The 24,211-nt window shown below is 58.8% G+C and carries 25 protein-coding genes; 11 read left to right on the top strand and 14 right to left on the bottom strand.

Annotated features, from left to right (window positions below):
* Positions 1–4: 4 nt before the first annotated feature.
* The 3 genes from ACC569_RS06160 to folE2 all read left to right on the top strand — a co-directional run bounded on the left by ACC569_RS06160 (position 5) and on the right by folE2 (position 3,667).
* Positions 5–898, top strand: a complete 894-nt coding sequence (locus ACC569_RS06160) for a polyprenyl synthetase family protein (RefSeq protein WP_372522623.1) — start codon at positions 5–7, stop codon at positions 896–898.
* A gap of 11 nt (positions 899–909) precedes the next feature.
* Positions 910–2,787, top strand: a complete 1,878-nt coding sequence (gene dxs / locus ACC569_RS06155; protein ID WP_372522622.1) for a 1-deoxy-D-xylulose-5-phosphate synthase — start codon at positions 910–912, stop codon at positions 2,785–2,787.
* A gap of 64 nt (positions 2,788–2,851) precedes the next feature.
* Positions 2,852–3,667 (top strand): GTP cyclohydrolase FolE2, encoded by an 816-nt coding sequence (gene folE2, locus ACC569_RS06150; protein WP_372522621.1) that lies wholly within the window; start codon positions 2,852–2,854, stop codon positions 3,665–3,667.
* A 15-nt stretch (positions 3,668–3,682) separates the two neighbouring features.
* Here folE2 and ACC569_RS06145 read toward each other — a convergent pair whose 3' ends face one another.
* The gene (locus ACC569_RS06145; RefSeq protein WP_372522620.1) at positions 3,683–5,884 is read right to left on the bottom strand and encodes a putative bifunctional diguanylate cyclase/phosphodiesterase; all 2,202 of its coding nucleotides are present in this window, start codon (positions 5,882–5,884) and stop codon (positions 3,683–3,685) included.
* On the bottom strand, positions 5,874–6,683 hold the full coding sequence (locus ACC569_RS06140; RefSeq protein ID WP_372522619.1) for an ABC transporter substrate-binding protein: 810 nt from the start codon (positions 6,681–6,683) through the stop codon (positions 5,874–5,876). The genes ACC569_RS06145 and ACC569_RS06140 overlap by 11 nt, the downstream gene beginning before the upstream one ends.
* Positions 6,684–6,693: 10 nt before the next feature.
* On the opposite strand from ACC569_RS06140, the gene ACC569_RS06135 reads away from it, so the two are divergent.
* Complete coding sequence (locus ACC569_RS06135; RefSeq protein ID WP_372522618.1) at positions 6,694–7,044, top strand: hypothetical protein; 351 nt, start codon at positions 6,694–6,696, stop codon at positions 7,042–7,044.
* 53 nt (positions 7,045–7,097) lie between these two features.
* On the opposite strand, the gene ACC569_RS06130 is transcribed toward ACC569_RS06135, so the two are convergent.
* The 10 genes from ACC569_RS06130 to ACC569_RS06085 all read right to left on the bottom strand — a co-directional run bounded on the left by ACC569_RS06130 (position 7,098) and on the right by ACC569_RS06085 (position 14,270).
* Entirely contained in the window at positions 7,098–7,625 is a 528-nt protein-coding gene (locus ACC569_RS06130) for a hydrogenase maturation protease (protein WP_372522617.1), read from the bottom strand.
* Positions 7,618–8,925, bottom strand: a complete 1,308-nt coding sequence (locus ACC569_RS06125; RefSeq protein WP_372522616.1) for a Ni/Fe hydrogenase subunit alpha — start codon at positions 8,923–8,925, stop codon at positions 7,618–7,620. Before ACC569_RS06125 ends, ACC569_RS06130 begins: the two co-directional genes overlap by 8 nt.
* Entirely contained in the window at positions 8,918–9,706 is a 789-nt protein-coding gene (locus ACC569_RS06120; protein WP_372522615.1) for a sulfhydrogenase subunit delta, read from the bottom strand. Before ACC569_RS06120 ends, ACC569_RS06125 begins: the two co-directional genes overlap by 8 nt.
* Positions 9,706–10,539: an FAD/NAD(P)-binding protein gene (locus ACC569_RS06115; RefSeq protein ID WP_372522614.1), complete on the bottom strand. Its 834-nt coding sequence runs from the start codon at positions 10,537–10,539 to the stop codon at positions 9,706–9,708. Before ACC569_RS06115 ends, ACC569_RS06120 begins: the two co-directional genes overlap by 1 nt.
* Complete coding sequence (locus tag ACC569_RS06110; RefSeq protein WP_372522613.1) at positions 10,532–11,638, bottom strand: 4Fe-4S dicluster domain-containing protein; 1,107 nt, start codon at positions 11,636–11,638, stop codon at positions 10,532–10,534. Before ACC569_RS06110 ends, ACC569_RS06115 begins: the two co-directional genes overlap by 8 nt.
* A 56-nt stretch (positions 11,639–11,694) precedes the next feature.
* Positions 11,695–12,180: a hypothetical protein gene (locus ACC569_RS06105; RefSeq protein WP_372522612.1), complete on the bottom strand. Its 486-nt coding sequence runs from the start codon at positions 12,178–12,180 to the stop codon at positions 11,695–11,697.
* 30 nt (positions 12,181–12,210) lie between these two features.
* The gene (locus ACC569_RS06100; RefSeq protein WP_372522611.1) at positions 12,211–12,654 is read right to left on the bottom strand and encodes a hypothetical protein; all 444 of its coding nucleotides are present in this window, start codon (positions 12,652–12,654) and stop codon (positions 12,211–12,213) included.
* Positions 12,651–13,229, bottom strand: coding sequence for a DNA-3-methyladenine glycosylase I (locus ACC569_RS06095; protein WP_372522610.1), 579 nt, complete (start codon positions 13,227–13,229; stop codon positions 12,651–12,653). Before ACC569_RS06095 ends, ACC569_RS06100 begins: the two co-directional genes overlap by 4 nt.
* A gap of 19 nt (positions 13,230–13,248) precedes the next feature.
* Positions 13,249–13,620, bottom strand: a complete 372-nt coding sequence (locus ACC569_RS06090; protein ID WP_372522609.1) for a c-type cytochrome domain-containing protein — start codon at positions 13,618–13,620, stop codon at positions 13,249–13,251.
* Positions 13,621–14,144: 524 nt separating this feature from the next.
* On the bottom strand, positions 14,145–14,270 hold the full coding sequence (locus ACC569_RS06085; RefSeq protein WP_372522608.1) for a hypothetical protein: 126 nt from the start codon (positions 14,268–14,270) through the stop codon (positions 14,145–14,147).
* A gap of 421 nt (positions 14,271–14,691) precedes the next feature.
* On the opposite strand from ACC569_RS06085, the gene ACC569_RS06080 reads away from it, so the two are divergent.
* The 7 genes from ACC569_RS06080 (at position 14,692) to hypB (ending at position 21,184) form a co-directional block, all read left to right on the top strand.
* On the top strand, positions 14,692–16,323 hold the full coding sequence (locus tag ACC569_RS06080; RefSeq protein WP_372522607.1) for a tetrathionate reductase family octaheme c-type cytochrome: 1,632 nt from the start codon (positions 14,692–14,694) through the stop codon (positions 16,321–16,323).
* 4 nt (positions 16,324–16,327) lie between these two features.
* Positions 16,328–16,927, top strand: coding sequence for a cytochrome b/b6 domain-containing protein (locus ACC569_RS06075; RefSeq protein ID WP_372522606.1), 600 nt, complete (start codon positions 16,328–16,330; stop codon positions 16,925–16,927).
* Positions 16,928–17,038: 111 nt separating this feature from the next.
* Complete coding sequence (locus ACC569_RS06070; protein ID WP_372522605.1) at positions 17,039–17,437, top strand: c-type cytochrome; 399 nt, start codon at positions 17,039–17,041, stop codon at positions 17,435–17,437.
* A 97-nt stretch (positions 17,438–17,534) separates the two neighbouring features.
* On the top strand, positions 17,535–18,782 hold the full coding sequence (locus ACC569_RS06065; protein WP_372522604.1) for a YeeE/YedE thiosulfate transporter family protein: 1,248 nt from the start codon (positions 17,535–17,537) through the stop codon (positions 18,780–18,782).
* A 23-nt stretch (positions 18,783–18,805) separates the two neighbouring features.
* The gene (locus ACC569_RS06060; protein ID WP_372522603.1) at positions 18,806–19,285 is read left to right on the top strand and encodes a rhodanese-like domain-containing protein; all 480 of its coding nucleotides are present in this window, start codon (positions 18,806–18,808) and stop codon (positions 19,283–19,285) included.
* Positions 19,286–19,883: 598 nt separating this feature from the next.
* Positions 19,884–20,258: a hydrogenase maturation nickel metallochaperone HypA gene (locus ACC569_RS06055; RefSeq protein WP_372522602.1), complete on the top strand. Its 375-nt coding sequence runs from the start codon at positions 19,884–19,886 to the stop codon at positions 20,256–20,258.
* 68 nt (positions 20,259–20,326) lie between these two features.
* Positions 20,327–21,184 carry a hydrogenase nickel incorporation protein HypB gene (hypB, locus tag ACC569_RS06050; protein ID WP_372522601.1) on the top strand — a complete coding sequence of 286 codons (858 nt, stop codon included), beginning with the start codon at positions 20,327–20,329 and terminating at the stop codon, positions 21,182–21,184.
* 189 nt (positions 21,185–21,373) lie between these two features.
* Here the strand turns inward: hypB and ACC569_RS06045 are convergent, their stop codons facing one another.
* Together ACC569_RS06045 and ACC569_RS06040 are read right to left on the bottom strand one after the other, a co-directional pair.
* Positions 21,374–23,530, bottom strand: coding sequence for a putative bifunctional diguanylate cyclase/phosphodiesterase (locus ACC569_RS06045; RefSeq protein WP_372522600.1), 2,157 nt, complete (start codon positions 23,528–23,530; stop codon positions 21,374–21,376).
* The coding region (locus ACC569_RS06040) for a response regulator (protein ID WP_372522599.1) at positions 23,527–24,211 on the bottom strand (685 nt) is incomplete at its 5' end. The genes ACC569_RS06040 and ACC569_RS06045, both read right to left, overlap by 4 nt.

The following is a 24,211-nucleotide window of genomic DNA, read 5'->3' as shown; positions in this document are numbered from 1 at the left end:
CGCATTGCCCGCTTTCACCGATCGTCTCAGGCGTTTCAAGACGCGCGTGGAACGCGCGCTGGATGCGCGTCTGCTATCTGCCACCACATCACCGTCGCACCTGCACGCGGCCATGCGTTACGTCACGCTCGACGGCGGCAAGCGCGTGCGCGCGAGCCTGGTATACGCCGCGGGCGCGGCGGTTGGCGCGCCGGACAGCGCGCTCGATGTGCCGGCCTGCGCGGTGGAACTGATCCACGCCTACTCGCTGGTGCACGACGACCTGCCGTGCATGGACAATGACGACCTGCGCCGCGGCAAGCCGACCTGTCACAAGGCCTACGATGAAGCCACGGCGCTGCTCGCCGGCGATGCGCTCCAGTCTTACGCTTTCGAGATTCTGGCGAACGACCCGACGCTGACGATCGGCGCGGCGCAACGCCTGCGCATGATCGCGCTGCTGGCACAGGCCGCCGGCGCGCACGGCATGGCCGGCGGCCAGGCGATCGATCTCGCCTCCGGCGGCCGGACGCTGACACTGGCGCAACTCGAAGACATGCATCTGCGGAAAACCGGCGCGCTGATCCGGGTTTCCGTTCTACTCGGGGCATTCACCCGGGAGGGCGTCGAAGCGGCAAAACTGGAGGCGTTTGAAAAATACAGTCATGCGATCGGCCTCGCATTCCAGATCACCGACGATATCCTCGACGTGGAAGGCAATGCGGAGACGCTCGGCAAAAAACCCGGGGTGGACCGCGAGCGCGGGAAACCCACTTACCCGCTGCTGATGGGTCTTTCCGAGGCCAAAGCCCGCGCCAAGGCCTTGAAGTCTCAAGCCCTCGAAAGCCTGGCACCTTTGGGGGATAATGGCCGCCTATTGGCCGAGCTGGCCGGTTTTATCATCGAACGCCGTCAATGACCAAAAAATCCATGCCTGACCGCCGCTTGCTCGATACCATAAACGGTCCCGAAGATCTGCGACGTCTGGACGAAAACGATCTTCCCTGCCTGGCGCAGGAAATCCGCGAGTTTCTGATCGGCAGCGTGTCGCGCACCGGCGGGCACCTGTCTGCGGGTCTGGGCACGGTGGAACTCACCATCGCCTTGCATTACGTGTTCAATACGCCCGAAGACCGGCTGGTGTGGGACGTGGGCCACCAAACTTACCCGCACAAGATCTTGACCGGGCGGCGCGAACGCATGGGCACACTGCGCCAGACGGACGGCATCTCCGGTTTCCCGCGTCGCGATGAAAGCGAATACGACACCTTCGGCGTCGGCCACTCCAGCACCTCGATCAGCGCCGCGCTCGGCATGGCCGTGGCGGCGGCGCGCACCGCGTCCGAACGCCAAGTGGTGGCGGTGATCGGCGACGGCGCCTTATCGGGAGGTCAGGCGTTCGAGGCGCTCAACAACGCCGGCAACATGGACGCGAATCTGCTCGTCATCCTCAACGACAACGACATGTCCATCTCGCCCAACGTCGGCGCGATGTCGAGTTACCTCGCGCGCATCCTCTCGGGCAAGGTCTACAGCCATATGCGCGAGGGCTCCAAGACCGTGCTCTCCACCATCCCGCCGATGTGGGAGCTGGCCAAGCGCGTGGAGGAGCACATGAAGGGCATGGTCATGCCGAGCACGCTGTTCGAGGAGCTGGGCTTCAACTATTTCGGTCCCGTGGACGGGCACAACCTGCATGCGCTGGTCCGCATGCTCAGGAATCTGCGTGGCCACAAGGGCCCGCGTTTCCTCCACGTCGTGACCCGCAAGGGCAAGGGCTACCAGCCGGCCGAGGGCGATCCCTGCGTGTATCACGGCGTCACGCCCTTCGATCCCGCCACCGGCAAGATGGAGAAAAAACCCTCGGGCAAGACTTACACGCAGGTATTCGGCGAATGGCTGTGCGACATGGCGGCGCGCGACGTGCGCCTGGTCGGCGTCACGCCGGCGATGCGCGAAGGCTCGGGGCTGGTGCAATTCTCCGAACGTTTTCCGACGCGCTATTTCGACGTCGGCATTGCCGAGCAACACGCGCTCACCTTCGCCGCGGGGCTGGCCTGCGATGGCATGAAGCCGGTGGTGGCGATTTACTCCACATTCCTGCAGCGCGGCTACGACCAGCTGATCCACGACATCTGCTTGCAGAAGCTGCCGGTGCTGCTGGCGATTGACCGCGCGGGACTGGTAGGCGCGGATGGGGCAACGCATGCCGGCAGTTACGATTTTTCCTATCTGCGCTGCCTGCCGAACATGACGGTCATGGCACCGGCCGATGAAAACGAATGCCGCCAGATGCTGACCACCGGTTTTCAGCTCAACACCCCGGCCGCGGTGCGTTATCCGCGCGGCGCCGGACCGGGCGTGGCCGTCGATCCGGCCTTGCTGACGCTCCCCATCGGCAAGGCCGAGGTCCGGCGCGAAGGAAAGCGCATCGCCCTGCTCGCCTTCGGCAGCATGCTGGCACCGGCGCTGGAGGCGGGCGCGGCCTTCAACGCCACCGTGGTCAATATGCGCTTCGTGAAACCGCTGGATGAAGAACTGGTGCGGGAACTGGCCCGCACCCACGACCTGCTGGTAACGGTCGAGGAAAACGTCGTGGCCGGCGGAGCCGGGAGCGCCATCAATGAATGTCTGATGGCCGCGGGCCTCCCGACGCGCGTCGTCAATCTTGGACTCCCCGACCGCTTCATCGAGCACGGCGATCACCGGGAACAACTCGCGCGGTGCGGCTTGGATGCCGCCGGAATCCGGCGTACGATCCTGCGTCATGCCCCGGCGGAAACCCCCGTGCACCGGGAATCTGCCTAATCTTGACTGGATCGCTCAACTACTACATCATTGGCGTCCGCTTGGGAAGTAGAGAAACCCTGTTATGAAGCTCAAAAGCAAAACCGAAGTCATCGACCTCATCGCCGACGTCCAGAACAGCCCGGACCTGCGCCACCTGCCGATCGACAAGGTCGGGATCAAGGACATGCGTCACCCGGTGGTCGTCAAGGATCGTTCCCAGGGCGTGCAGCATACCGTCGCGTGTTTCAACATGTACGTGGAGCTGCCGCACAACTTCAAGGGTACCCACATGTCGCGCTTTGTCGAGATTCTGAACAGCCACGACATTGAAATCTCGGTGGAATCCTTCAAGGGCATGCTGGCGGAAATGAGCCGGCGCCTGGAAGCCGATACCGGGCACATCGAGATGAGTTTCCCGTATTTCATCAACAAGGCCGCGCCGGTGTCCGGCGTGAAGAGCCTGATGGATTACCAGGTCAGCTTCATCGGCGAAATCCACGGCGGCCAGGATGCCATGACCATCAAGGTGGTCGTGCCGGTCACCAGTCTCTGCCCCTGCTCCAAGGAAATTTCCCAGTACGGCGCCCACAACCAGCGTTCGCACGTCACGCTGACGGTGCGTACCAATACTTTCGTGTGGGTCGAGGACCTGATCGATCTGGTGGAAAAACAGGCAAGTTGCGAGCTTTACGGCCTGCTGAAACGCCCGGACGAGAAATACGTCACCGAGCACGCCTACGACAATCCCAAGTTTGTCGAGGACATGGTTCGCGACGTGGCTGCTGTGTTGAACGAGGATGACCGCATCGATGCCTACGTGGTGGAATCGGAAAACTTCGAATCCATCCACAACCACTCGGCCTACGCGATGATCAAAAAGGACAAGACGCAGAATTAATCCTGCGCGCGGGCGTCAGCCCGCGTTTTTCTTCGTATCCGATACCACGTGCAGATTCACCGGCAGCCGCTCCGACGGCATTCCGACGTAAAATCCCTGTATGTAGTCCACCCCGGACGCCTTGAGCATGGTGATGGTTTTTTCGTCCGGCACGAACTCGGCGATCGTTTTCATGCCGAACAAGCGGGCAATATGAATGATGGAAAGCACCATTGACTCGTCGACGGAATTCGACGCCATGCTGTTGACGAAAGCGCCGTCAATCTTGATGAAATCCACCGGTAGATTCTTGAGATAAACGAACGAGCTGAAACCGGTGCCGAAATCATCCAGCGCGAAGCGGCAGCCTGTGTCCGCCAGCCCCAGGATGAGACGCTTCGCATTTTCCAGATAACGCAAGGCCGATTGTTCGGTAAATTCAAAAATCACACAGCCCGGCGGCAACTGGTTGAGCATCATCTGGTCCTTGACCAGTTGCAGCAGGGACTTATCCTCCAGCGACTGTCCTGATAAATTGATCGAGAAGACAATCTCGCGGCCGGCGGCACGGAAGTCCGCCAGCGCTTTCATGGCGTGCACGATTACCCAACGGTCTATGTCCGTCATCAGACCGAAGCGCTGCGCCACCGGCAGGAAAGTGGAGGGTAACAACAGTTCACCGTTTGGTCCCTGCATGCGCAGGAGCACCTCATAGCATTCTTTGTCGGAACTAACGTTATCAACAATGGGTTGATATACCAGTACAAACTTGTCCTCCCTGATGGTCTGCTGGATGCGCTCGAACCAACCGGTATCTACGGCGATTTCCGTTTTACTGTCACCGCGCTCTTCGTACATATGATAGCGGTTACGGCCTTGTGACTTGGACGCAAAGCAGGCCGTATCGGCGTGTGACAGGATTTCATCGGCAGTGTGTCTTCCGGGGCTGACCATGGCGATACCGATGCTGCAATTGATGTTGAAGGTATCTTCGCCTCCGGTGACATGCGTATCGTGCAAGATATTGTTGAAGGAGTTCGCCAATTCCATCGCGCCTTCGCGGGAAATATTGCGCGCGAGCACAGTGAACTCATCACCGCCGAGGCGCGAAACCACGTCCTTCTCGCGCACCTGGGACTTCAGCAGATCGGCGACACGAATAAGAAGCTTGTCACCCGCGGCGTGTCCATACGTGTCATTGATTTGCTTGAACTTATCGAGATCGATGAAATAAACCGCGCTCTCGATACCGTCACGCGTGACATGTTCGATCTCCTCCTCCAGCGCGCGCGCGAAATAACTGCGGTTCACAAGACCGGTCAGCGGATCGCTTTCTGCCATTTTTTGCAGGGTTTCATCCCGCTCTCTTATAGCGCGGATGGTGGTATTCAGGGCATCGCTGATCGCAGCAATTTCCGCGTCTTTCGCCCGCTCGACGTTAACATCAGTTTCTCCCTGGGCAAGCCGGGCAAGAGGGGCCTGCAACGCTGTTAACGGCGCGAGCGCTCGCCGGATCATCCGGCTACCGAAAAACAGCGCGAACAGCAGTAGAACGGCGATGATCAGGCTGCCGGAGGCCATGCTGCGCACCATTTGTTCCTTGTAATAACCGGAATCGATACTGAGATCGATGTAACCGACGATCCTTTCATTTTCTGCCTTCTCGTTATCAAGGCTGAAATTGAGCAGTCCGTCCGAGCGTATGGATTTGACGCGAATCGGCGAGATGAAACGCAGGTAGGCGCCGCTCAGCAGCGACCGGTCAACCAGATAATTTCTTTCTGCGCCGGCGGTCTGCTTCTGCAATTTTTCCACTTGTTCGGGTTTAAGCAGCGGAATTCCTGTACTGCGCACTTCACCCGCTTCACCGAGAACTTTTATCCCCGAGGCATCGTAGTAACGTATGAAAGCGATTTCAGGAAAGTGTTTGATGCGTTTGTCGATATTCGCCAACTGCTTGCCTCCTTGCGAGGCATAGAGCGGCGTTCCGAGTTCATCGAGTTCGGCGAGCCACCGAACCGCTTGCTTCTCGAGGTTGTCCTCAATGAGGCGGCTGGACGTCCACCACAGACCGATATTGACGATCAGGTAAATTATGATCGCACCGAGCATCTGCAGCGCCAGCAGCCGGCTGACGAGACTGCGGCCTCCGAGTCCAGGCATAATGCGCCGCCAGAAGGACACGTCGTTCAGGCGTTCAAACCAGGACTTGCCGATGAATTTCCACTCAGGGAGCATACGCCATCCCCCGCAAGGTCCCTGGAATTTTCAGATTCAAACGCTTCGCCATCACCGTATTGATCTTGATGATTGTTCTGGTCAGCGGAATGACGGGTGCGCCCGGCACACCGGATGCCTCCTGCGCCTGCCTGATACGCGCCAGCACCTGTTCGGCGATGTCCGCATAGCTGGTCTCCGCGCTTATCAAGCCACCCAGACCTAGCAACTCGCGTCCGAACACGGCAACCTGTTTCCCTTCCTTGACGCTGTGCGCCATGATATCGCGGATCACATCGTTGCTCAGCACGCGATTATCCGGCGCCAGCCACAGCCCCTGTATCTTCGGCGAGAGTTGTTTATAGGCATAAATCATTTCCTTGTCCGACCTGACCTCGACGTGATCAAGTCTTATTTGATTCTCCCTGGCGGCTGCCTGCACTTCTTTCATCAGGCCATGCAGATTTTTTCCCGTAATGACGCCGACACTGGTCAGCTTCGGGTACAGGGACTTCCAGACACGAAATTGCTCGCGCACGGGAGCGGTCGCCGACACGCCCTTCATCCACGACGTCACGAGGTCCTCGTCTTCGTAGTTGAATACCTGGCAGAAGACTACTTTCTTGCCCGAAAGACCCCGCGCCAACCGGGCGGCGGGAAGGCCGATTGCCACAATCATGGGCAGGTCAGACGACTGGATTTTCTTTTGCACGGTGGAGTATGTGCTTGCATCGCCCAAGGTGTAGGTTACAACCCGCTGCGGGAATTTTTTCCCTATCTCGCGCTGAACACCGACGAAAGCCGGCGAGTCATCGCTCAAAATAACTGCTATGCCCGGCACCGGTGTCTTCTGCGTGGCAAAGCAACCACCCAACGCCGCACAGAAAGTCATCAGCAGGCAGACCGCCCACAAGTTTTTCCTGCCGGAAAAAGAGAATAGGCCCCGGTTCCACGGCAAATGGTTTCTCGCGCTTAGGCGCGCGATGAATCCGATCCTGATGTTCTGCAAGATTGCACCTCGTGGTACTCCTTGGGCGACACGGACCACTATCCGCCGTCGTTACATGAGTACTGTTGCAGCATTCATGCCATGCTCGCCTTTCATGACGAACAGCGCCGATCTGCATGAATCTACTGTTTCACAAGCTATTGAAATGAAAAGGCTTATTCTGGGTTCATGAGTCAACTGGGACAGGAGGGGCCAAGGCCTGGAAAATCACGCCAAATACTGGAATTACCTGGCAAAAAATGACGATTCTGATGCAGTTTTCGACCTGAACGGATGGATTGCCCCGGCGAGCGCCAACGTTTCCTCCTCTATTTCCCGAACAAAATGCGGCATGGCCGCGGTCACGGCAGCGCTCAGGGTAAATCCGGTACAGCAAACATCCATCTCGATGCCACGCAACAACAGCCGGTTGGGAAGATTTTCGAGCACCTGCGCCAGTTGCAGCGCGGCGGCAATGCCAAAGCCATGGGACGTTGCCGGGATGCATGTGTCAGTCACATCGCCGGCAGTCAAACGATGCCTTGTCCCGGGTACGGCGCCGGAGCGCACACCATCCATGAGGATGACATGATCCGCTTCATCCCAGAGCGCCAGCAGCATGGCGCCGGGACGATCCATGATGGAGATCGCGATCCGCCCAGGTTCCAGGCTATTCAAAACAGAAGAACGTTGCAGCGATTCGGCCGCCACCCATCCAAGACGGTCGTCGCCAAAAGGAGAACCCACGCCGATGATGTGCACCCGATCAGGCATGCGTCAGCTCGCGTACGCGCAGGTCGAGGAAATGGGTGGCGCAGGAGATGCATGGGTCGTAATTGCGGATCACCATTTCGCCGCGCCGGCGCAGCACCGCTTCTCCCTGCCGGACGCCCAGGGACTGAAGCGACGTTCGCAGGTCTTCTTCCATGCGCGCCTGGTTCTGGCTGGTGGGTGGGACGATGCGCGCCTTGATCACGACGCCCGCTGCGTTGGCATCATAACGATGCCAGAGAAGTCCGCGCGGCGCCTCGGTGCAGCCATAGCCGGTGCCGGCGCGCGGTGTGACGCTGATATAAGGTGCCGATGGCTCGGCGTAAACCTCCAGCAGACGTATCGCCTCGCGCATCGCCACCACGATCTCGAGTGCGCGTGCCACGATGCTGTGATACATGTTGCGGCTGGGGAATTTGATGCCGAGGCTGTCCGCGAGGCTCCGCACCGGCGCCGGAAGACGATCAAGATTGAGATTCAGACGCGCGAGCGGACCGACGAGGTAGGGCTTGCCGTCGTGCAGACAATGCAACGCCGTGGAATGCATTTCCTGATGCTCGACAAACCGCGACTCGAATCGATCGGCGGAGATATCCAGCCCGCGATTGGAGACCATCCGACCTTCGTTCATCGGATACTCCCGCGGATGGCGCAGTGACACGGCGGTGAATTCCTGTTCCTCCGTCGGCAGATTGAGCGCCGCGGTCCAACGCACCAGCGTCTCGGCTTCCGGCAACGCCGCCTGCAACTTTTCCCGCAAGGCATCGACCTGCGCGCGCGCCGGGGCATGGTGAAATCCACCGATGCGCGCACCCACGGGATGGACCGAACGCGCGCCCAGCAGCCGGATGATCTCGTTGCCGAGGGCCTGTAGTCGCAGGCCACGCCGCACTTCATGCGCATGATCACGCGCCATCTCGGTGATGCTCGCATAACCCAGAAAATCCGGCGCCGCCAACATGTGAATGTGCAGGCTGTGGCTTTGTATCCACTCGCCGCAGTAAAACACGCGGCGCATATCACGCACCCAGGGGCCAGGCTCCACGCCGAACAGATTTTCAATGGCCTGCACCGCGCTCATCTGGTAGGCCACGGGACAGATGCCGCAGATGCGCGCCACCATATCCGGGATTTCGGTGTAATCACGCCCCTCCAGCAGTTTCTCGAACATCCGCGGCGGCTCGAAGATGCGCAGCCGCAGTTCTTCGATCGCCCCGTTGCGCACGCGCAATTCCAGCGTGCCCTCGCCCTCGACGCGCGCGAGCACCGGCACCCGGATCGGGATCTGATGCTTTTCAGTCATCGGTGGTTCCGCGCCGTTTCAGACCGGCCTCGGCAAAGGCGGGTGCGGCGCCATTGATGAAAAGGAAACGCCGCGCCACCGCCTCGGGCATCAGGCCCAACCCCTCGAACCGGCGCGCCAGGGATTCCGCGTTCGGATTCTCGGCCGGACCGTAACAGGCGTAGCAGTCGCGCCCGAAACTCGGGCACAGGGCTCCGCAGCCGGCGCGTGTCACCGGTCCCATGCATGGAACTCCTTTCGCCACCATCACGCACACGGTCTGCTGGCGCTTGCATTCGAGACAAACCTTGTCTTTTTCATACCACGGCGGCACGCCGAACAACAGCGCGCGCACGGCGGCGAGCAACTGGCGGCCGTTCACCGGACAACCCCACAGCTCGAGGTCGACCTTCACATGTTGTGAAATCGGCGTGGAGGTCGCGAGGCTTTGTACATATTCCGGTTTGGCGTAGATCGCGGCGAGCCATTCCTTACCGTCGGCAAAATTGCGCAGCGCCTGCAGACCGCCCGACGTGGCGCAGGCGCCGACGGTAACCAGGTAACGGCTGTTCGCACGTATACGCAGGATACGCGCGGCATCCTCCGACGTTGAAACGCTGCCTTCGATGCAAGCGATATCCACTGCGGCGTCCGGATCCACCGGTCCGGCCTCGACGAAGTGCACAATCTCGACCAACTGTGCCAGCGTCAGCAGTTCTTCGCCCAGATTCAGAAACGCGAGCTGACAACCGTCGCAGGAAGCGAACTTGTGAACCGCCATCCGCGGTCTGATGTTGTTCATCAGAACCCCCGGATGCCGAAAAGCGGTTTGACTTCCGGATAACTGAAAACCGGTCCGTCCTGGCAGACATACTTGCCGCCGTACTGACAATGACCGCAGAGTCCCACTGCGCAATGCATGTTGCGCTCCATGGTGAGATAGATACTGTCTTCGGGCACGCCATACTCGAGTAAATGATCCACGGCTACCTGCATCATGCCCTGGGGACCGCACATCATGACCAGCGCGCGGGAAGGATCGATCTCCACTTTATCGAACAGTTCCGTAACGCGGCCGACATGCCACGGCCAAAGTGCTACGCCAACATCGGCCGCGACCAGAACCTGGGTGTCACGCAGCTTGCTCCATTGCGAATACTGACTGCGCCAGATCAGATCTTCCGAGTGCTTCACGCCCTGCATGATAACCAGACGGCGAAAATGGTCGCGCCGGCGGATCACGTAATTGATCACGGACACTACCGGCGCACAACCGAGACCACCTGTGATCACCATAACATCCCTGTTCTCGGCGAGTTTGAGCGGCCAGCTGCGTCCGTAAGGCCCGCGCACGCCGAGCCGATCCCCGGCCTTCAGTTGCTCCAGGCCGCGTGTGACCCGCCCGACCACGCGTATGGCATGATCGAACAGATGATCGTCCTGCGGGTCCGACACGATGGAAATCGGCACCTCGCCGACCCCGTAGAGATAAATCATGTTGAACTGCCCGGGCGCGAAGCGGAAGGCGGCATGCTTCACGGGGTCGGTGAAGCGCAATCGCAGCGTGAAGATGGTCGGCGACTCCTGGATGCGCTCCACTACTTCCGCCTCCAGCGGCAGATGCGGATTATCCATGCGCGCCCCCGCCGCAAACGGCCGTAACTTCCTCGGTGATGTCAATCCCGACGGGACACCACGCGATGCAGCGTCCGCAGCCCACGCAACCGCTGCGGCCGTATTGGTCATGCCAGCTCCCAAGCTTGTGCGTCAACCACTGGCGGTAGCGCATGCGCGTGTCAGCTCGAATCGTTATGCCGTGAATGTAGCTGTGTCCCTGGGTGAAACAGGAATCCCATTGGCGTACGTGCAGGCTGTGACGTCCATCGAGCGCGGTCTCGTCCGCCTCGCTGTGGCAAAAACAGGTCGGGCATACCGCGGTGCAGTTGCCGCAGGAGAGACAGCGCTCAGCTACTTCTTCCCAGCGTGGATGCGAGAGATTCGCAAAAAGGTCGTCGCGCAGATTGCGCGAGGGCAAGCGCCGGTTCTGCCGCCGGGCGGCATCCTCGACTTCCCGGTCGGCGTCCTGTTGCTGCGCGGCTGTTGCCGGGGCGAGCGCCCATGGCGCGACCAGCGCGCGTCCTTTGTCGCTGCCGGCCTGCACCAGATAACCTTCATCCGATTCATGCAAGGCCAGATCGAAACCCTGCGTGGCGCGCGGGCCGTCGCCGGTCGATACGCAGAAACAGGTGTCAGCGGGATGCGTGCAATGGACTGCCACCAGAAAAAGATTCTTGCGTCGCGCGGCATAACCGGTGTCGGCGAAAGGACCCTCCAGAAAGTGCCGGTCCTGAAGCTGCAAGGCGGCGAGGTCGCAGGCGCGCACGCCGATGATGGCGAGCGGTTCAGACGCGGGATTTATTTCCGAGAAGCGGATGGCGGCATCAGCCGTGCGCTCCGAGCTCCACAATGGCTCCCGCGGGGCGAACACAAACGGCTTTAATGCCTGCGGGCCGTTGGCCCAGCTGAAAAATCGCGGACTGTCGGTGCGTTCGAGCCGGTATGTACCCGGCGACTGCCGGTCACGCATGCCCCGAGGAAAATCTTCGGCGCGGGCCAGCGTATCGTAGACGATGGCGCCATCGCGCGCCTGCGGACCGATACAGCGGTAGCCGGCCTGATGCAGCGTATCCAGAAGCATCTGGAACCTGGTGCGCGGAAGAAATCCTGCCTCCATGCTCGCCCCCGTGGGTCCATGTGGTTAACCATTACATCATACTTCACCGCACTGCCTCAGAAGAAATCGCCGGGCTCCGCGCGCCGCCACTCGGCGCGGATGACTTTCCATTCCTTGTTTTCGCGCGCCAAAGTAAGCTCGAAACGATGTAGATCGGCGCGCAGGCGCTCTAGTTCCTGAGCGCCTGAAATCGGCTGTCCAGCCATCGCGACCAGAACAACAGCCTGCGCCTGCGCCGGTTGCGGAAATGCGATTGACTGAATACGCGTGAGAAGATGAATCGACTCGTTGCGCAGAAAATAATACCGGAGAATGGCCTCGATGGCTTTCTTGTCCTGACCCTGGCTGTCGGAATATTTTTCCGAAATCATTTTCCGCAGTTCTCCCGTCTCCTTTTTTTCTGCCGCCGTTTCGCCGCGCTTGAGCAGCGTCCTGACCTGGATTTCAGGCGAATCTTCGGCCGGCGAGCAGGAAACAAGCAGCAGGCAAAATGCCCACCACATGGCGATAAAAAAGATTTGTTTACCGGGAAAAATTTTCATGACGCCGGCCCCTGAACCGACAGGAAGATGCTATCGGAGACGGTAAGAATCATGGCAAGCAACGCACTGCCGCAGCAACGTCGAAAAATCATCCAGCACCGGCGCCATATCGGCCTTGACCGCGGCGTCCTGTGCCGTGCGGGAGAGACGGCTGGCGGCGCGATGCATTTGCGTGCCGATGTCCTGCATCGGCTTCGGCATATAGGGTGCCATGTGCGCGGCGCCGTGCGTCTCGAGTGAACTTACGCCGATACGCTGCTCGGCGATATCCGCGGCTTTGTCAAAATCGGATTTGGCCAATGCCGCCTGAATTTCCTGCAGTGCGTGTAAATGGTCGCGCATATTATCGAGCATATGCTCCTGCATCATCGGCGGCATCTCGACCTTCTGCCGCGCATCTTTTGCCGTGGCGCACAAGGGCGACACCAGCAGCAATAACACGCCGAGCGCACGCGAAATAAACGATTTTTTCATTTGTGCTTCCTGGCCAATTGACGATACCGGAAACAGTTTAGCGCATGGTCATTGACCATTCCCACCGCTTGCATGAAAGCGTAACAAATCGTCGAACCGATGAATTTAAACCCGCGCCGTTTCAAATCCCGGCTCATGGCGTCGGACTTCCTGGTGCGCGCCGGAACCCGCTGCAGGTTCCGGCGCCGGTTCTGGATTGGTTTGCCGCCGGTGAATTGCCAGATATACCGGTCAAAGCGGCCGAATTCCTTTTGGATTTCCAGAAACGCCTTGGCATTGAGAATGGAGGCGCGAATTTTGAGGCGATTCCGGACGATTCCCGGGTTCTTCAGGAGTCGCCGAATCTTGGTGGCGTTGTAGCGCGCGATTTTGCGCGCGTCGAAGTTGTCGTAGGCCTTGCGGTAATTCCCCCGCTTCCTGAGTATCGTTGACCAACTCAGGCCCGCCTGCGCGCCCTCGAGAATCAGGAATTCAAACAGCTTGCGGTCACTGTGAACCGGCGCACCCCACTCCCGGTCATGATACCTCTGCTCAAGCGGGCCGCCGTTGGCAGCCCAAGCGCAGCGGCGTTTCAATAGTGCTCTCCCTAACGATTCAGTTATTCTTGGCTCCCTGGTCTATCCACTTCCGGATCACCTCGATCTTGCTGTCAGCCAGCGGTGGGTGGTCCTTGGGCATGTTGATACTGGTATGCGCTTTGCGTTCCAGTAGCAAAATTAATGTGCTGCTGATATGGGAACCGGCGACGATGACGGGACCGAATTTGGTGCCCTTCATCACGGCATCATAGTTTTCCATGCTGAGTCCGCTCTTGATATATCCCTCGGTTCCGGGCTTATGACAGGAAAGGCAGTTTTCGCTCAGAATCGGATAGACGTCCTGCTTAAAACTGACGTCTCTGGTGCAGCCGGCGCCAAAGATAATTAACGTGGCCAGGACCGTCAGTGCTGCGTGCTTGCGTATCATGACTCACCTCTCCTATCGTTTCGAGATTAAATTCGCTAACGCTCAATTTACAATATGCCGCCAAAAAATAATACCGGGATACGGAACAAACCGAATGCGGAATATTCTATTGTCGATTCCGCATTCTGAATTCTGATGTGCAGGATGCACAAATGCCGCGAGCGCAGGGGAGAGGCGGCATAAGCAAAGGGTCCGATGGACCCTTTGCCCGCCGAGCGGGCTTGCCAGGGGTGAGCCGCATGCGGCGAACGGGCGGACCATGGATGGTCCGCCCTGGACTTGCAAGCGAAGCTGGAAGTGAAGCGCCGCAAGGCAAGCCCTGGAATTTCCAGCGAAGCGGGACAGCGTAGCGATGAAACCGCAAGAGCGGCCGCGCTCAAGTCACGCCGTCTCCGTCTCGCGTTCCCAATGACGAAACTTGGCGAGATTGGCCTCGCTGACGCGAGAGATTCTCCAGCGGCAACAGCGACAACCGTCGCCGGGCGATTGCGAGGGTTCCAATGACCGAGCCGTCTGTTCTCGCCCTAGCCGGCAAACCGCATTTCGAATTCCTGCGCAAACTTGAGAAACCGCCGATCAGTTTGCGCCAGATTCTCGGCGCCGACGATCGCTGCCAACCTGCGCGTATCGAGGACGCGTGCCGGGGGCATACAACTGGCGTGAGACGCAGGGTAACTTTCGCATGTATCGCCCCGGCCGATGCTGTATTCTGTTGCATGGTCTTATGCTCTCGGTCTTTCTGGACTAACGGGCAGCGTGGTTATTAATCGACGCCGCCAAGTTATTTGACGAGGATCAAAGATTGGTCAGAATGAAAACTTTAGAGTCTGTCTGCATGTAACATGCTGATTTTCCATGGCCAGTACATACAGTATTGCTCTCGGTTAAGTCCTGAACAGCCTCATTTTGACGGATTGACGCATGTCAATGTAGGAAACTTCAATATTAGTATTTAATACTATGCTTACATTTACAAGGACATTGCTGATTGCCGTTTATTTAGGAATATGCGCCCGGTTTTAACGTTCAGACACAAGTTTCTGTCTTAACAGCAAGCACAAGGGATTCCTCATGAAAAAGCAACACACCCACTGGCACGCTGCGACACTATTCGTCGGCTGGCTCGTTTCTTTTGGCGTCATCGTCATCAGTGGCACGGCGTCAGCCATAACCAACGCCAGCACCGCCGACCATAGCAAGTTCAAGGAATTGCAGCAGACTTTCAAGACCGGTCCTGATGTCACCAAGGCCTGTTTGAAATGCCACACCGAGGCGGCCAAGCAAATTCAAAAGACCACGCACTGGACCTGGGAGTACCGCAACCCGGCGAACGGTCAGTTACTCGGCAAGAAACATCTCATCAACAACTTCTGCATCTCGGAAATGTCCAACGAGGCATTTTGTAATGCCTGCCACATAGGTTACGGCTGGAAGGATGACACCTTCGACTTTACCAAGCAGGAAAACGTGGACTGCCTGGTGTGTCACGACACTACCGGCGTCTATAAGAAAGCGCCCGGCATGGCCGGACACCCGGCTTACAAGCCCATTGAAAACCCACCCGGTTCCGGCAAGTTCATCCAGCCCGTTGACTTGAAAAAAGTGGCGCAAGGCGTCGGCAAAACCAGTCGCGACACTTGCGGTGCCTGCCACTTCTACGGCGGCGGTGGTGACGGCGTCAAGCACGGCGACTTGGATAGTTCGCTATCCGCCCCCGACAAGAAGCTCGACGTGCATATGGATGCGACGGGAAGCGATTTCGCCTGCGCCACCTGTCACATGACCACCGGCCACCAGGTTCCCGGCAGTCGCTACGCGCCCACCGCAATGGACAAGGGCGGTGCGCGCATGCGCGGCAAGGCGGACACCAGAAACCCCACCACCTGCGTAGCCTGCCACGGTAACGCACCGCACCCGGTGAAAACGGCTCAGCTGAACAACCATGGCAGCCTGCTGAACGATCACACCAGCAAGCTCGCCTGCCAGACCTGCCACATTCCCAGCTTCGCCCGCGGCGGCGTGCCCACCAAGGTGTCATGGGACTGGTCAACTTCCGGCAAGCTGACACCGGAAGGCAAGCCATTCGTGAAGAAAGACGACAAAGGCCATGTCATCTACGACTCGAGGAAGGGCGACTTCGTTTTGAGCGAGAATGTCGTACCGGGATACACCTGGTTCAACGGCACGGTGAAGTACACCCTGTTGACCGACAAGATTGAAATGATCGACGGCGTCATCCATATCAACAGCTTCGCGGGCAGTCCGGACGACGGCAAGTCGATGATCTGGCCGGTCAAGGTGTTCCGCGGCTCGCAGCCGTATGACCCGGTCAACCAAACGCTGGTCGTGCCGCACACGACCGGCTCGGACGACACAGCCTACTGGAAGAACTTCAACTGGGAAAAGGCCATCGCCACCGGCATGGCCACCGCCCATGCGCCGTTCTCCGGCAAGATTGCATTCGCCAAAACCGTCATGTACTGGCCCATCGCTCACATGATCGCGCCCAAGGAAGAGGCTCTCTCCTGCCAGCAGTGCCACAGTGCGAACGGGCGGCTGAAGGATATCAAGGGCGTTTACATGCCGGGACGCGACGCCAGCAAGCTGCTCGACATGGCGGGTTGGACCATCGCTCTGTTGGCCCTGATCGGTGTGCTGATTCATGGCAGCCTGCGTTTCATCAACAGCAACAAGAAGGGATAACATCATGACAGCCGAAAAAATTTACATCTTCAAACGCTTCGAGCGTTTCTGGCACTGGACTCAGGCCGCGCTGATCATCTTCATGATGCTCACCGGCTTCGAGATCCATGGCGTCTACAAGCTGTTCGGCTTCGGCAAGGCGGTCAGCCTGCACACTATCGCCGCCTGGTCGCTGATTACCTTGTGGGTGTTCGCCATTTTCTGGCATTTCACCACCGGGGAATGGAAACAGTACATCCCCACCCTGGAAAAAGTGGATGCCATGCTCAAGTACTACCTCACCGGCATTTTCACCGACGCGCCGCACCCCTTCCGCCTGACCACGCTCAAAAAGCACAATCCGTTGCAGCGCCTCGCCTACCTGGGCGTAAAATTACTGATCAACCCTCTGATCTGGGCGAGCGGTCTGCTCTATCTGTATTACGGTTCTTGGGGCGATCTGGGGTTGAGCGGATTGTCACTGCCTTGGATAGCCATGATACATACCGGTGCCGCGTTCCTGATGCTGATCTTTTTCATCGTCCACGTTTACCTGACGACCACCGGACATACGCCGCTGGCCCACATCAAGGCAATGATCACCGGCTGGGAAGAGCCGGATTGAAAAGTCGCATGCCTTGCGCAAGTAAATCGAAATTACCCGTCGTCGCCAACCGTCGGAGCGATTCGCGGCACGCGGGTTCCATCGTTTGTTAATTTTTTAAGGAGTCGCGCCATGAAGTTGCACAAGCCTCTCGTTTCCGTCCTCTTACTTTGCGTGCTCGGAGCCCCTTTCGCCGCCAGCGCCGCCGATGGCGACTGGAAACGTGGCCGCGTCTATTACCGCATGGTATGCACCGCCTGCCATACAGAAGCGGCCGGCGGAGGCAAGGCAATCGCCCCAACCTCCAAGACCAAGGCGGAATGGGCTGCCTACCTTCAGGCCGACAAGCATGCCAAGGGTAAGGACTCGGTCAAGTCCTACATCAGCAAGGAATACCGCGCCAAGATCAAGGCCACCAACAAGGCCGCCGAGAAATACGCCGACGTGCCTGACCAGGAACTGCTCGAAGACATCAAGGCGTTTGTCATCAAAGGCGCCAAGGATGGCGACAGCCCGGCGAGTTGCAGCTGAAACCGGCGTTCATGGCGCCATAAGATAGCAGAGGCCATTCCCGTCGACACCGGCGGGAATGGCCGACATATGTTGCAAGCAACAAATGGAGAATGGCATGGCAATTAGCGCAGAAAGTGGCCGGCCCTGGTTGATTGGTTTCAAAGCGGATTACAAAAGCATTTTTGTCGAGGACTGGTCTCCCTATTTCGGTAGCGTCCTCCTGGTCATGGTAATCATCGGCCTGATGATCAGCGGTTTGTTCTGGGGCGTGTTCGGCGGTCTCAAATTGTGGGGCGACTGGTTCAACACCGCCATCGGCCTGGGGACTTTCGTGGGCGTGCCGGAACATCTGGACGGCCCGTTCATGCATCGTCTGTCGCTGATGAACATCACGCTGGTGATAGGCGCGTTTTGCGCCGCGCTGCTGTCGGGTAAATTCTTTATCAGCCGCCCACCTAAACTGGAATATATCTGGGCCGCGCTCGGCGGCAGCTTCATGGGGCTGGGTGCCACGCTCGCCGGCGGCTGCACCACCGGCGGATTCTTTACGCCGGTCATGCACTCCTCGCCAGCCGGCTGGGCGATGTGGGGCGGCCTGCTTCTGGGCGCCGTCATCGGCTTGAAACTGCTGTTGTGGACCCTCGACCATATCGAGTGGGGCATGACGGCGCCGCCGGTGCTGAAGCCGTCTCCCGGAATTCTTTCGATTTACCCGCTGCTCGGTCTGGGCGTGTTCGTGGGAATACTGGTCTGGAGCGCCCAATGGTATACCTCGGGTGACGCGAAACTGACGGTACGGGCCATCATCATTCTCGCCGGCTTCGCCATGGGCTTCATCATGCACCGCTCGCGGCTGTGCTTTGCGCGGGCGTTCCGCGAGCCGTTCATGACGGCCGAGGGAGAGATGACCAAAGCCGTCATCCTCGGCCTCGCCATCGCCATCCCGCTGGCCACGCTGCTGTTTCAAGCCAAGGTGATCGACCCCTATATCGCCATCCCCGCGGCGTTTTGGGCCGGCTCGCTGATCGGCGGAATAATTTTCGGCATCGGCATGATTTTCGCCGGCGGTTGCGCCTCGGGCTCGCTCTGGCGCATGGGCGAGGGCCACATCAAGTTGTGGGTAGCGGCCTTCTTCTTCGCCTGGATGGGCTCGACGGCCAGCGGGCTGCTGAAACAAACCGGACTGCTCGTCAAAGAGGTGACCCTGGAAGAAATCGAGGCGACGAAACTCGGCTACCAGGCCTACTTCCCGGTGATGCTCGACGGCTGGGGCTGGTCCCTGCTTGTCGGCGGCCTTTTCCTACTGGTCTGGTACGCACTCGTGCGCTACAACGAGTCCACCGAAAAATTCACGGTGCTCTGACCCAATCTCTCTCAGGAGATGCCATGAAATCCAAACATACGATTCTGACCGTCATTCTGCTCGCGGCCTTCGCCACCTCACCGCTAGCCTTTTCATCCGCCGCGATGGCTGATGACACGACAGCAGCGAGAGCAGCATCCCCGCCAGGGAAAGGGCCGGTAATTGTACAAGGGAAGGAAAAAGGATCGATCACGGTTGCCTCGTTCGAGAAGATCCTGAAGGAAGCGCCTGACAGTATCGTGTTGGTTGACGTGCGCGATCCTCTCGAATTTGCCTCGGGTAGTTTCAAGAATGCGATCAATATCCCGGCCGACACGCTAAGTAAGAAAATCGGCACACTGCCGGCGAATAAACCGATCATTTTTTTCTGCGGTACCGGCGCTCGAAGCGGCGAGGCTTACGACTTAGTCCAGCTGCTTAGACCAAAGTTGAAAGCTTACTTTATCAACGGTTCAGTAAAGTTTGCCGAAGACGGCAGCCATACCATCGTTGAAGCAAAGTAAGGAATAAACCAGCCCCGAGCAGGGCGGAACGGGCGGCTTCGGCCGCCCGTTTTTTTCTGTCTAATCTGCGGAAACCCTGCGCGCCCATTTATTTTATTTATGGAGTGCGTTTCTTTTCGGTGGGTTATTAATAGACATGGGGCAGGCGTTGCCGCTGAGCATCGCGGACGCAGGCAGATCTGCGGTAATCGCGGCAATGTACTGAGGCTGCTCATGCCGGTCGCTCCTCGATCCTTGCGCTCTCGTGACACTGGTGCTTCCTGCACATCGCCACTTTCCGATCCGTTCCAGTGACTAAACCCAGCGGGATATTTCCCAGTCCCGGCACCAGCGTCTTGCGATCCATTGACTTGCCACGACCCATTCGCTCCGAATTATCTTGCGCCTACGCCACAACCCGGAGCATCATATTCACCACCGTCGGCAGCGTAACCCGTACATTACATGGGATTATTTCGTACCATCCAGCATACCTGCCAACCATACGATCCTGTAACGCAGTGCATATAAATGTTTATTGATATAGGTCAAGATGCCATGGTTTATTGGGGTTAGGATCGAAGTGCGGAAGAATCAAGCGGCGGGTAACGCATAGCTCATGCATGAACTGTCGGTGTGCTACGCGCTGATACGCCAAGTGCAGGATATAGCCCGCGAGCATCGAGCCGTGGCGGTGACCTCCGTGAAGGTGCAGATCGGTCCGCTATCCGGCGTGGAGGCGGATTTGCTGAGACAGGCGTTTCCGCTGGCGTCTGCAGGCAGCGTGGCGGAAACTGCGCAACTGGTGATCGAACGGCTTCCGATCCGTGTGCATTGTGAGAGCTGCGGCGCGGAAACCGCCGCCGAAGTGAACAAGCTGATCTGCGGCGCCTGCGGAGATTGGCATACCCGGCTTCTCAGCGGCGACGAAATGCTGCTGGCCAGCGTGGAGCTGGAGTCAAATGCGGAACCCGGAATTCGGAATGCGGAATAAAAAGGTATCTTATTTAAAAGATTTAAGATTCCGCACTCCGCATACCGAATTGCGCATTGGAGGTATCTATGTGTGACACCTGTGGTTGTAATATCACTCCCGGCAACGAACATCTGGCGCGCCGGAAAAACCCGCAAGGCCAGGATGCCATCACGGTCCTGAAGAGCCTGCTCAGTGCCAATGACCGCGAAGCGGCGCACAACCGCGAACATTTCGACCGCCACGGCGTGCTGGCGCTCAATCTGATGTCTTCGCCGGGGTCGGGAAAAACGCTGTTGCTGGAAGCAACGATCGAGGCACTCAAGAACGAATTCCGTATCGCGGTCATCGAGGGCGATCTCGAAACCGAAAATGACGCGGCGCGCATTCGCGCCAAGGGCGTGCCCGCCATCCAGATCACCACCGGCTCCGCCTGTCATCTGGATGCGCACATGGTGCACGACGCGCTGCATCATTTAAATCTGGAGAATGTCGATATTCTCTTCATTGAAAATGTCGGCAACCTGGTATGCCCGGCGAGCTTCGATCTCGGCCAGCATCGCAACATCACGCTGTTGTCAGTTACCGAGGGCGACGACAAGCCGGCCAAATATCCGGTGATGTTCCGCGCCGCCGATCTGGTGCTGCTCACCAAGACCGATCTGCTGCCGGTGCTGGATGATTTCGACCCCGCGCGCGCGGAAACCTGCCTGCGCAATCTCGCCAATCCCGCGCCCGCGCTGCGCCTGTCGGCGAAGAAGAAAGACGGACTGGCTGCCTGGTTCGACTGGCTGCGCCACGAACGCGCGGCACAAAGGGACCGCGTGCGTACGGGCCAGATCTTGCGTCCGGCGGTTCAGCCCGATGGTGCGCACCTGCACGCGGAGACGGGCCATTCTCACGGCCGGCTCTCTTCCGGGCAGCACTACCGCTTTCGGGGAGCCTGAGTCCGCAGGCTCCGCCAGAGCGGAAGTGGCAAGAAATAAAGACCCAGGGGGCTAAAAACTTGTTACTTCGGTTGGATGGTGGAGTTGTGTCAGTTCTATCACAGAAAATTTACGACTGACAAATTCCCGGCCTTCCCCGGCAAACTACCGGTCATACACGTCCATCAGCGAATTGCTGCGAACACTCTGTCATCCCGGGTTACCTGCCATTATTTTCCCGCCGAACCCATCGCGCAGCAGTACTTCAAATTCCCCTGCCGGGAGCGGTTTGCTGAAATAATATCCCTGCACGACGCGGCAGCCCTGCTGGCGCAAAAAAACAAGCTGCTGTTCCGTCTCCACGCCCTCGGCGACCGTGTCGAGATCGAGGCTACGCGCCATGGCGATGATCGCGCTGGTAATCGACGCGTCGTCCGGGTTTGTCGCGATATCACGGATAAACGAGCGGTCAATCTTCAGTACGTCGATCGGAAACCGCTTGAGATAGCTAAGCGATGAATAGCCCGTGCCGAAATCATCCATGGCGATGTGCAGTCCTTTGCTTTTCAAGGCGCGCAGCGTGTTCACGGCTGTCTCGGCGTTCTGCATGACGATGCTTTCCGTGATTTCCACCTCGAGATAACGCGGGTCCATGCCGGCGGATCGTATGGCGCTCTCCACCGATTCGGCGAGATTTTCCTGCCGGAACTGGCGCGCGGACAGGTTTACGGCCATGCGCAGCGGCGGATACCCCGACACCTGCCAAGCCTGATTCTGCGCGCAAGCGGTGCGCACCACCCATTCGCCGATGGGTACAATGAGTCCGGTTTCTTCGGCGAGCGGAATGAACTTATCCGGTGACACCATGCCGAGCTCAGGGTGGCGCCAGCGTATCAGCGCCTCCGCGCCGAGGATGGCGCCGGTGTGGATGTCCACCTGTGGTTGATAGAAAAGCACGAGTTCATTGCGCTCGAGGGCCTTCTGCAGGCTGTTTTCGAGCGCCAGTCGCTCCAAGGCAGCGGCGTTCATGGACTTGTCGTAGAACTGGTAATTGCTCCCGCCCGCGTCCTTGGTGTGATACATGGCGGCATCGGCGTTCTTGAGCAGTGTCTCGCGATCCACGCCGTCGTCGGGATAAATGCTGATCCCGATACTTGCCGTGATGAACACCTCCTGTTCCCCAACATGGAAAGCCTGGGACAGCACATCAAGGATACGGCGCGATATTTTGACGGCGTTATCGACATGATTGATGCCAGGCAACAGCAAAATAAAGACATCACCACCCAGGCGAGCCAGCATGTTGTCTAACGTCTGCGACCCGCCGCGGGACATGGCGTCCGTTTCGCGTATGCATGCAAGAATCCGCTGCGCCACCGCCTGCAGCAGCTGGTCGCCGACGCCGTGCCCCAAGGTGTCATTGATGCGCTTGAAACGGTCGAGACCGAGCACCACAAGCGCCAGTATATGTTTCTGGCGTTTCGCGAGCTTGGTGGCATACTCGAGCCGGTCATTGAACAGGATCCGGTTCGGCAGCGAGGTTAATCGGTCATAGTTTTCAAGAAACGCTATCTGGTCTTGAGCCTGTTTACGCTCGGAAATATCCTGAACCGTACCGGCTAACCGGAGGGTCGCACGTGCATCATCGCCGAGCGCCGTCTCGCACTGCCCGTACAGATAACGGATCGTCCCATCCGGCAACAGGATACGATAATTAGCGTCGTGGAAACCCTGTTCGCACAACGCATTCGCGAAGGTCTGTTGGACGCTTTCCCTGTCTTCCGGGTGAATACGCGCAAGCAGCAGCTCTTGCGCCGGTTCGACCGCGTTTGGCTCATAGCCAAAGAGGCGGTATAGCTCATCGGACCAGTGCCACCTTCCTGTCCCGACGTCCAACTCCCAATTGCCGAGCCGTGCGATACGCTGCGCCGCCGAGAGGCTGACCTTACTGGTCAACGCCTCATTGAACACCCGCCCCATGCGCAGCATGTAACGCACGCGGTGGCTGAGCACCAACCAGTTGATCGGCTTGGAGGCGAAATCGGTGGCGCCGGCTTCATACGCCTTGTTGATGGATTCGAGATCATCGAGTCCGGTCAACATCAATATGGGGACATTGGCGCCGCCCGGCAGCCGCCGGATCTCGGCGCAGGCGCGAAAACCGTCCATCTCGGGCATCACCACGTCGAGAAGCACCACCTCCGGATTGTGCTCGGCAAAGGCTGACAAGACCTGCGCTCCGTTCTCGGCTTCCACCACGCTGAATCCGGCCTGTTCCAGCGCCTCACGCACCAGAAGACGCGCGGCGGTGTCATCGTCCGCGATCAGCACGCACGGCAACTTATCCGGCGAGTTCCTGTGGCTCATGCTTGCACCTCTCTGGCAATTATCTCTGCCAATGCATGTATCACCCGTTCGAATTCCGCCTCCAGCGCCTGCACCTTCTGCACCGCGCCGTTGATGTTGTTCTCGCGCCCCATCATTTCCAGCTCGTTGCATAGCGCTGAAAGTTGCAGTGCGCCCACATTGGCGCTGCTCGACTTGAGGCTATGTGCAGCCTTCTGCATGGCCGGCGCATCGCCCCTCCCCGTCGCGGCGTTCATCTGCCGGATAATTTCCGGGGCACTGTCCAGATACAGGCCGACTATTTTATTAAGAATGCTCGGTGCGCCCTCGCGCTGCAACGCGCGAATGGCATCCAGGGCCTTCTGGTTTAAGAGACTCTCCTGCTCAGCGACGGTTTGAGAGATCTGGCCAGCCGCTGGCGGCGGCTCGCCGACCACGGCCATCCCGGACGCAGGCGATGCACCCAGCCAACGCGCGAGCACGCGCCCAAGTTCCTCGCGGCTCAACGGCTTCGGCAAATAATCATCCATGCCCGACTTGAGGCAACGCTCGCGGTCCTCCGCCATGACGTTAGCCGTCAGGGCGATGATCGGAATGTGTTTCTTTTGCCCGTCCTGTTCCTCCCGTCGTATCGCCCTGGTCGCCTCGAACCCATCGAGGCGCGGCATCTGGCAATCCATCAGAATCAGGTCATAGCTTCCG

The organism is Sulfuricaulis sp. (genome assembly GCF_041499725.1).
In the GTDB taxonomy this organism is placed as follows: Bacteria; Pseudomonadota; Gammaproteobacteria; order Acidiferrobacterales; family Sulfurifustaceae; genus Sulfuricaulis.
Note: the sequence above shows the minus strand (reverse complement) of the source record. Positions and strands in the feature narration are given on the sequence as shown.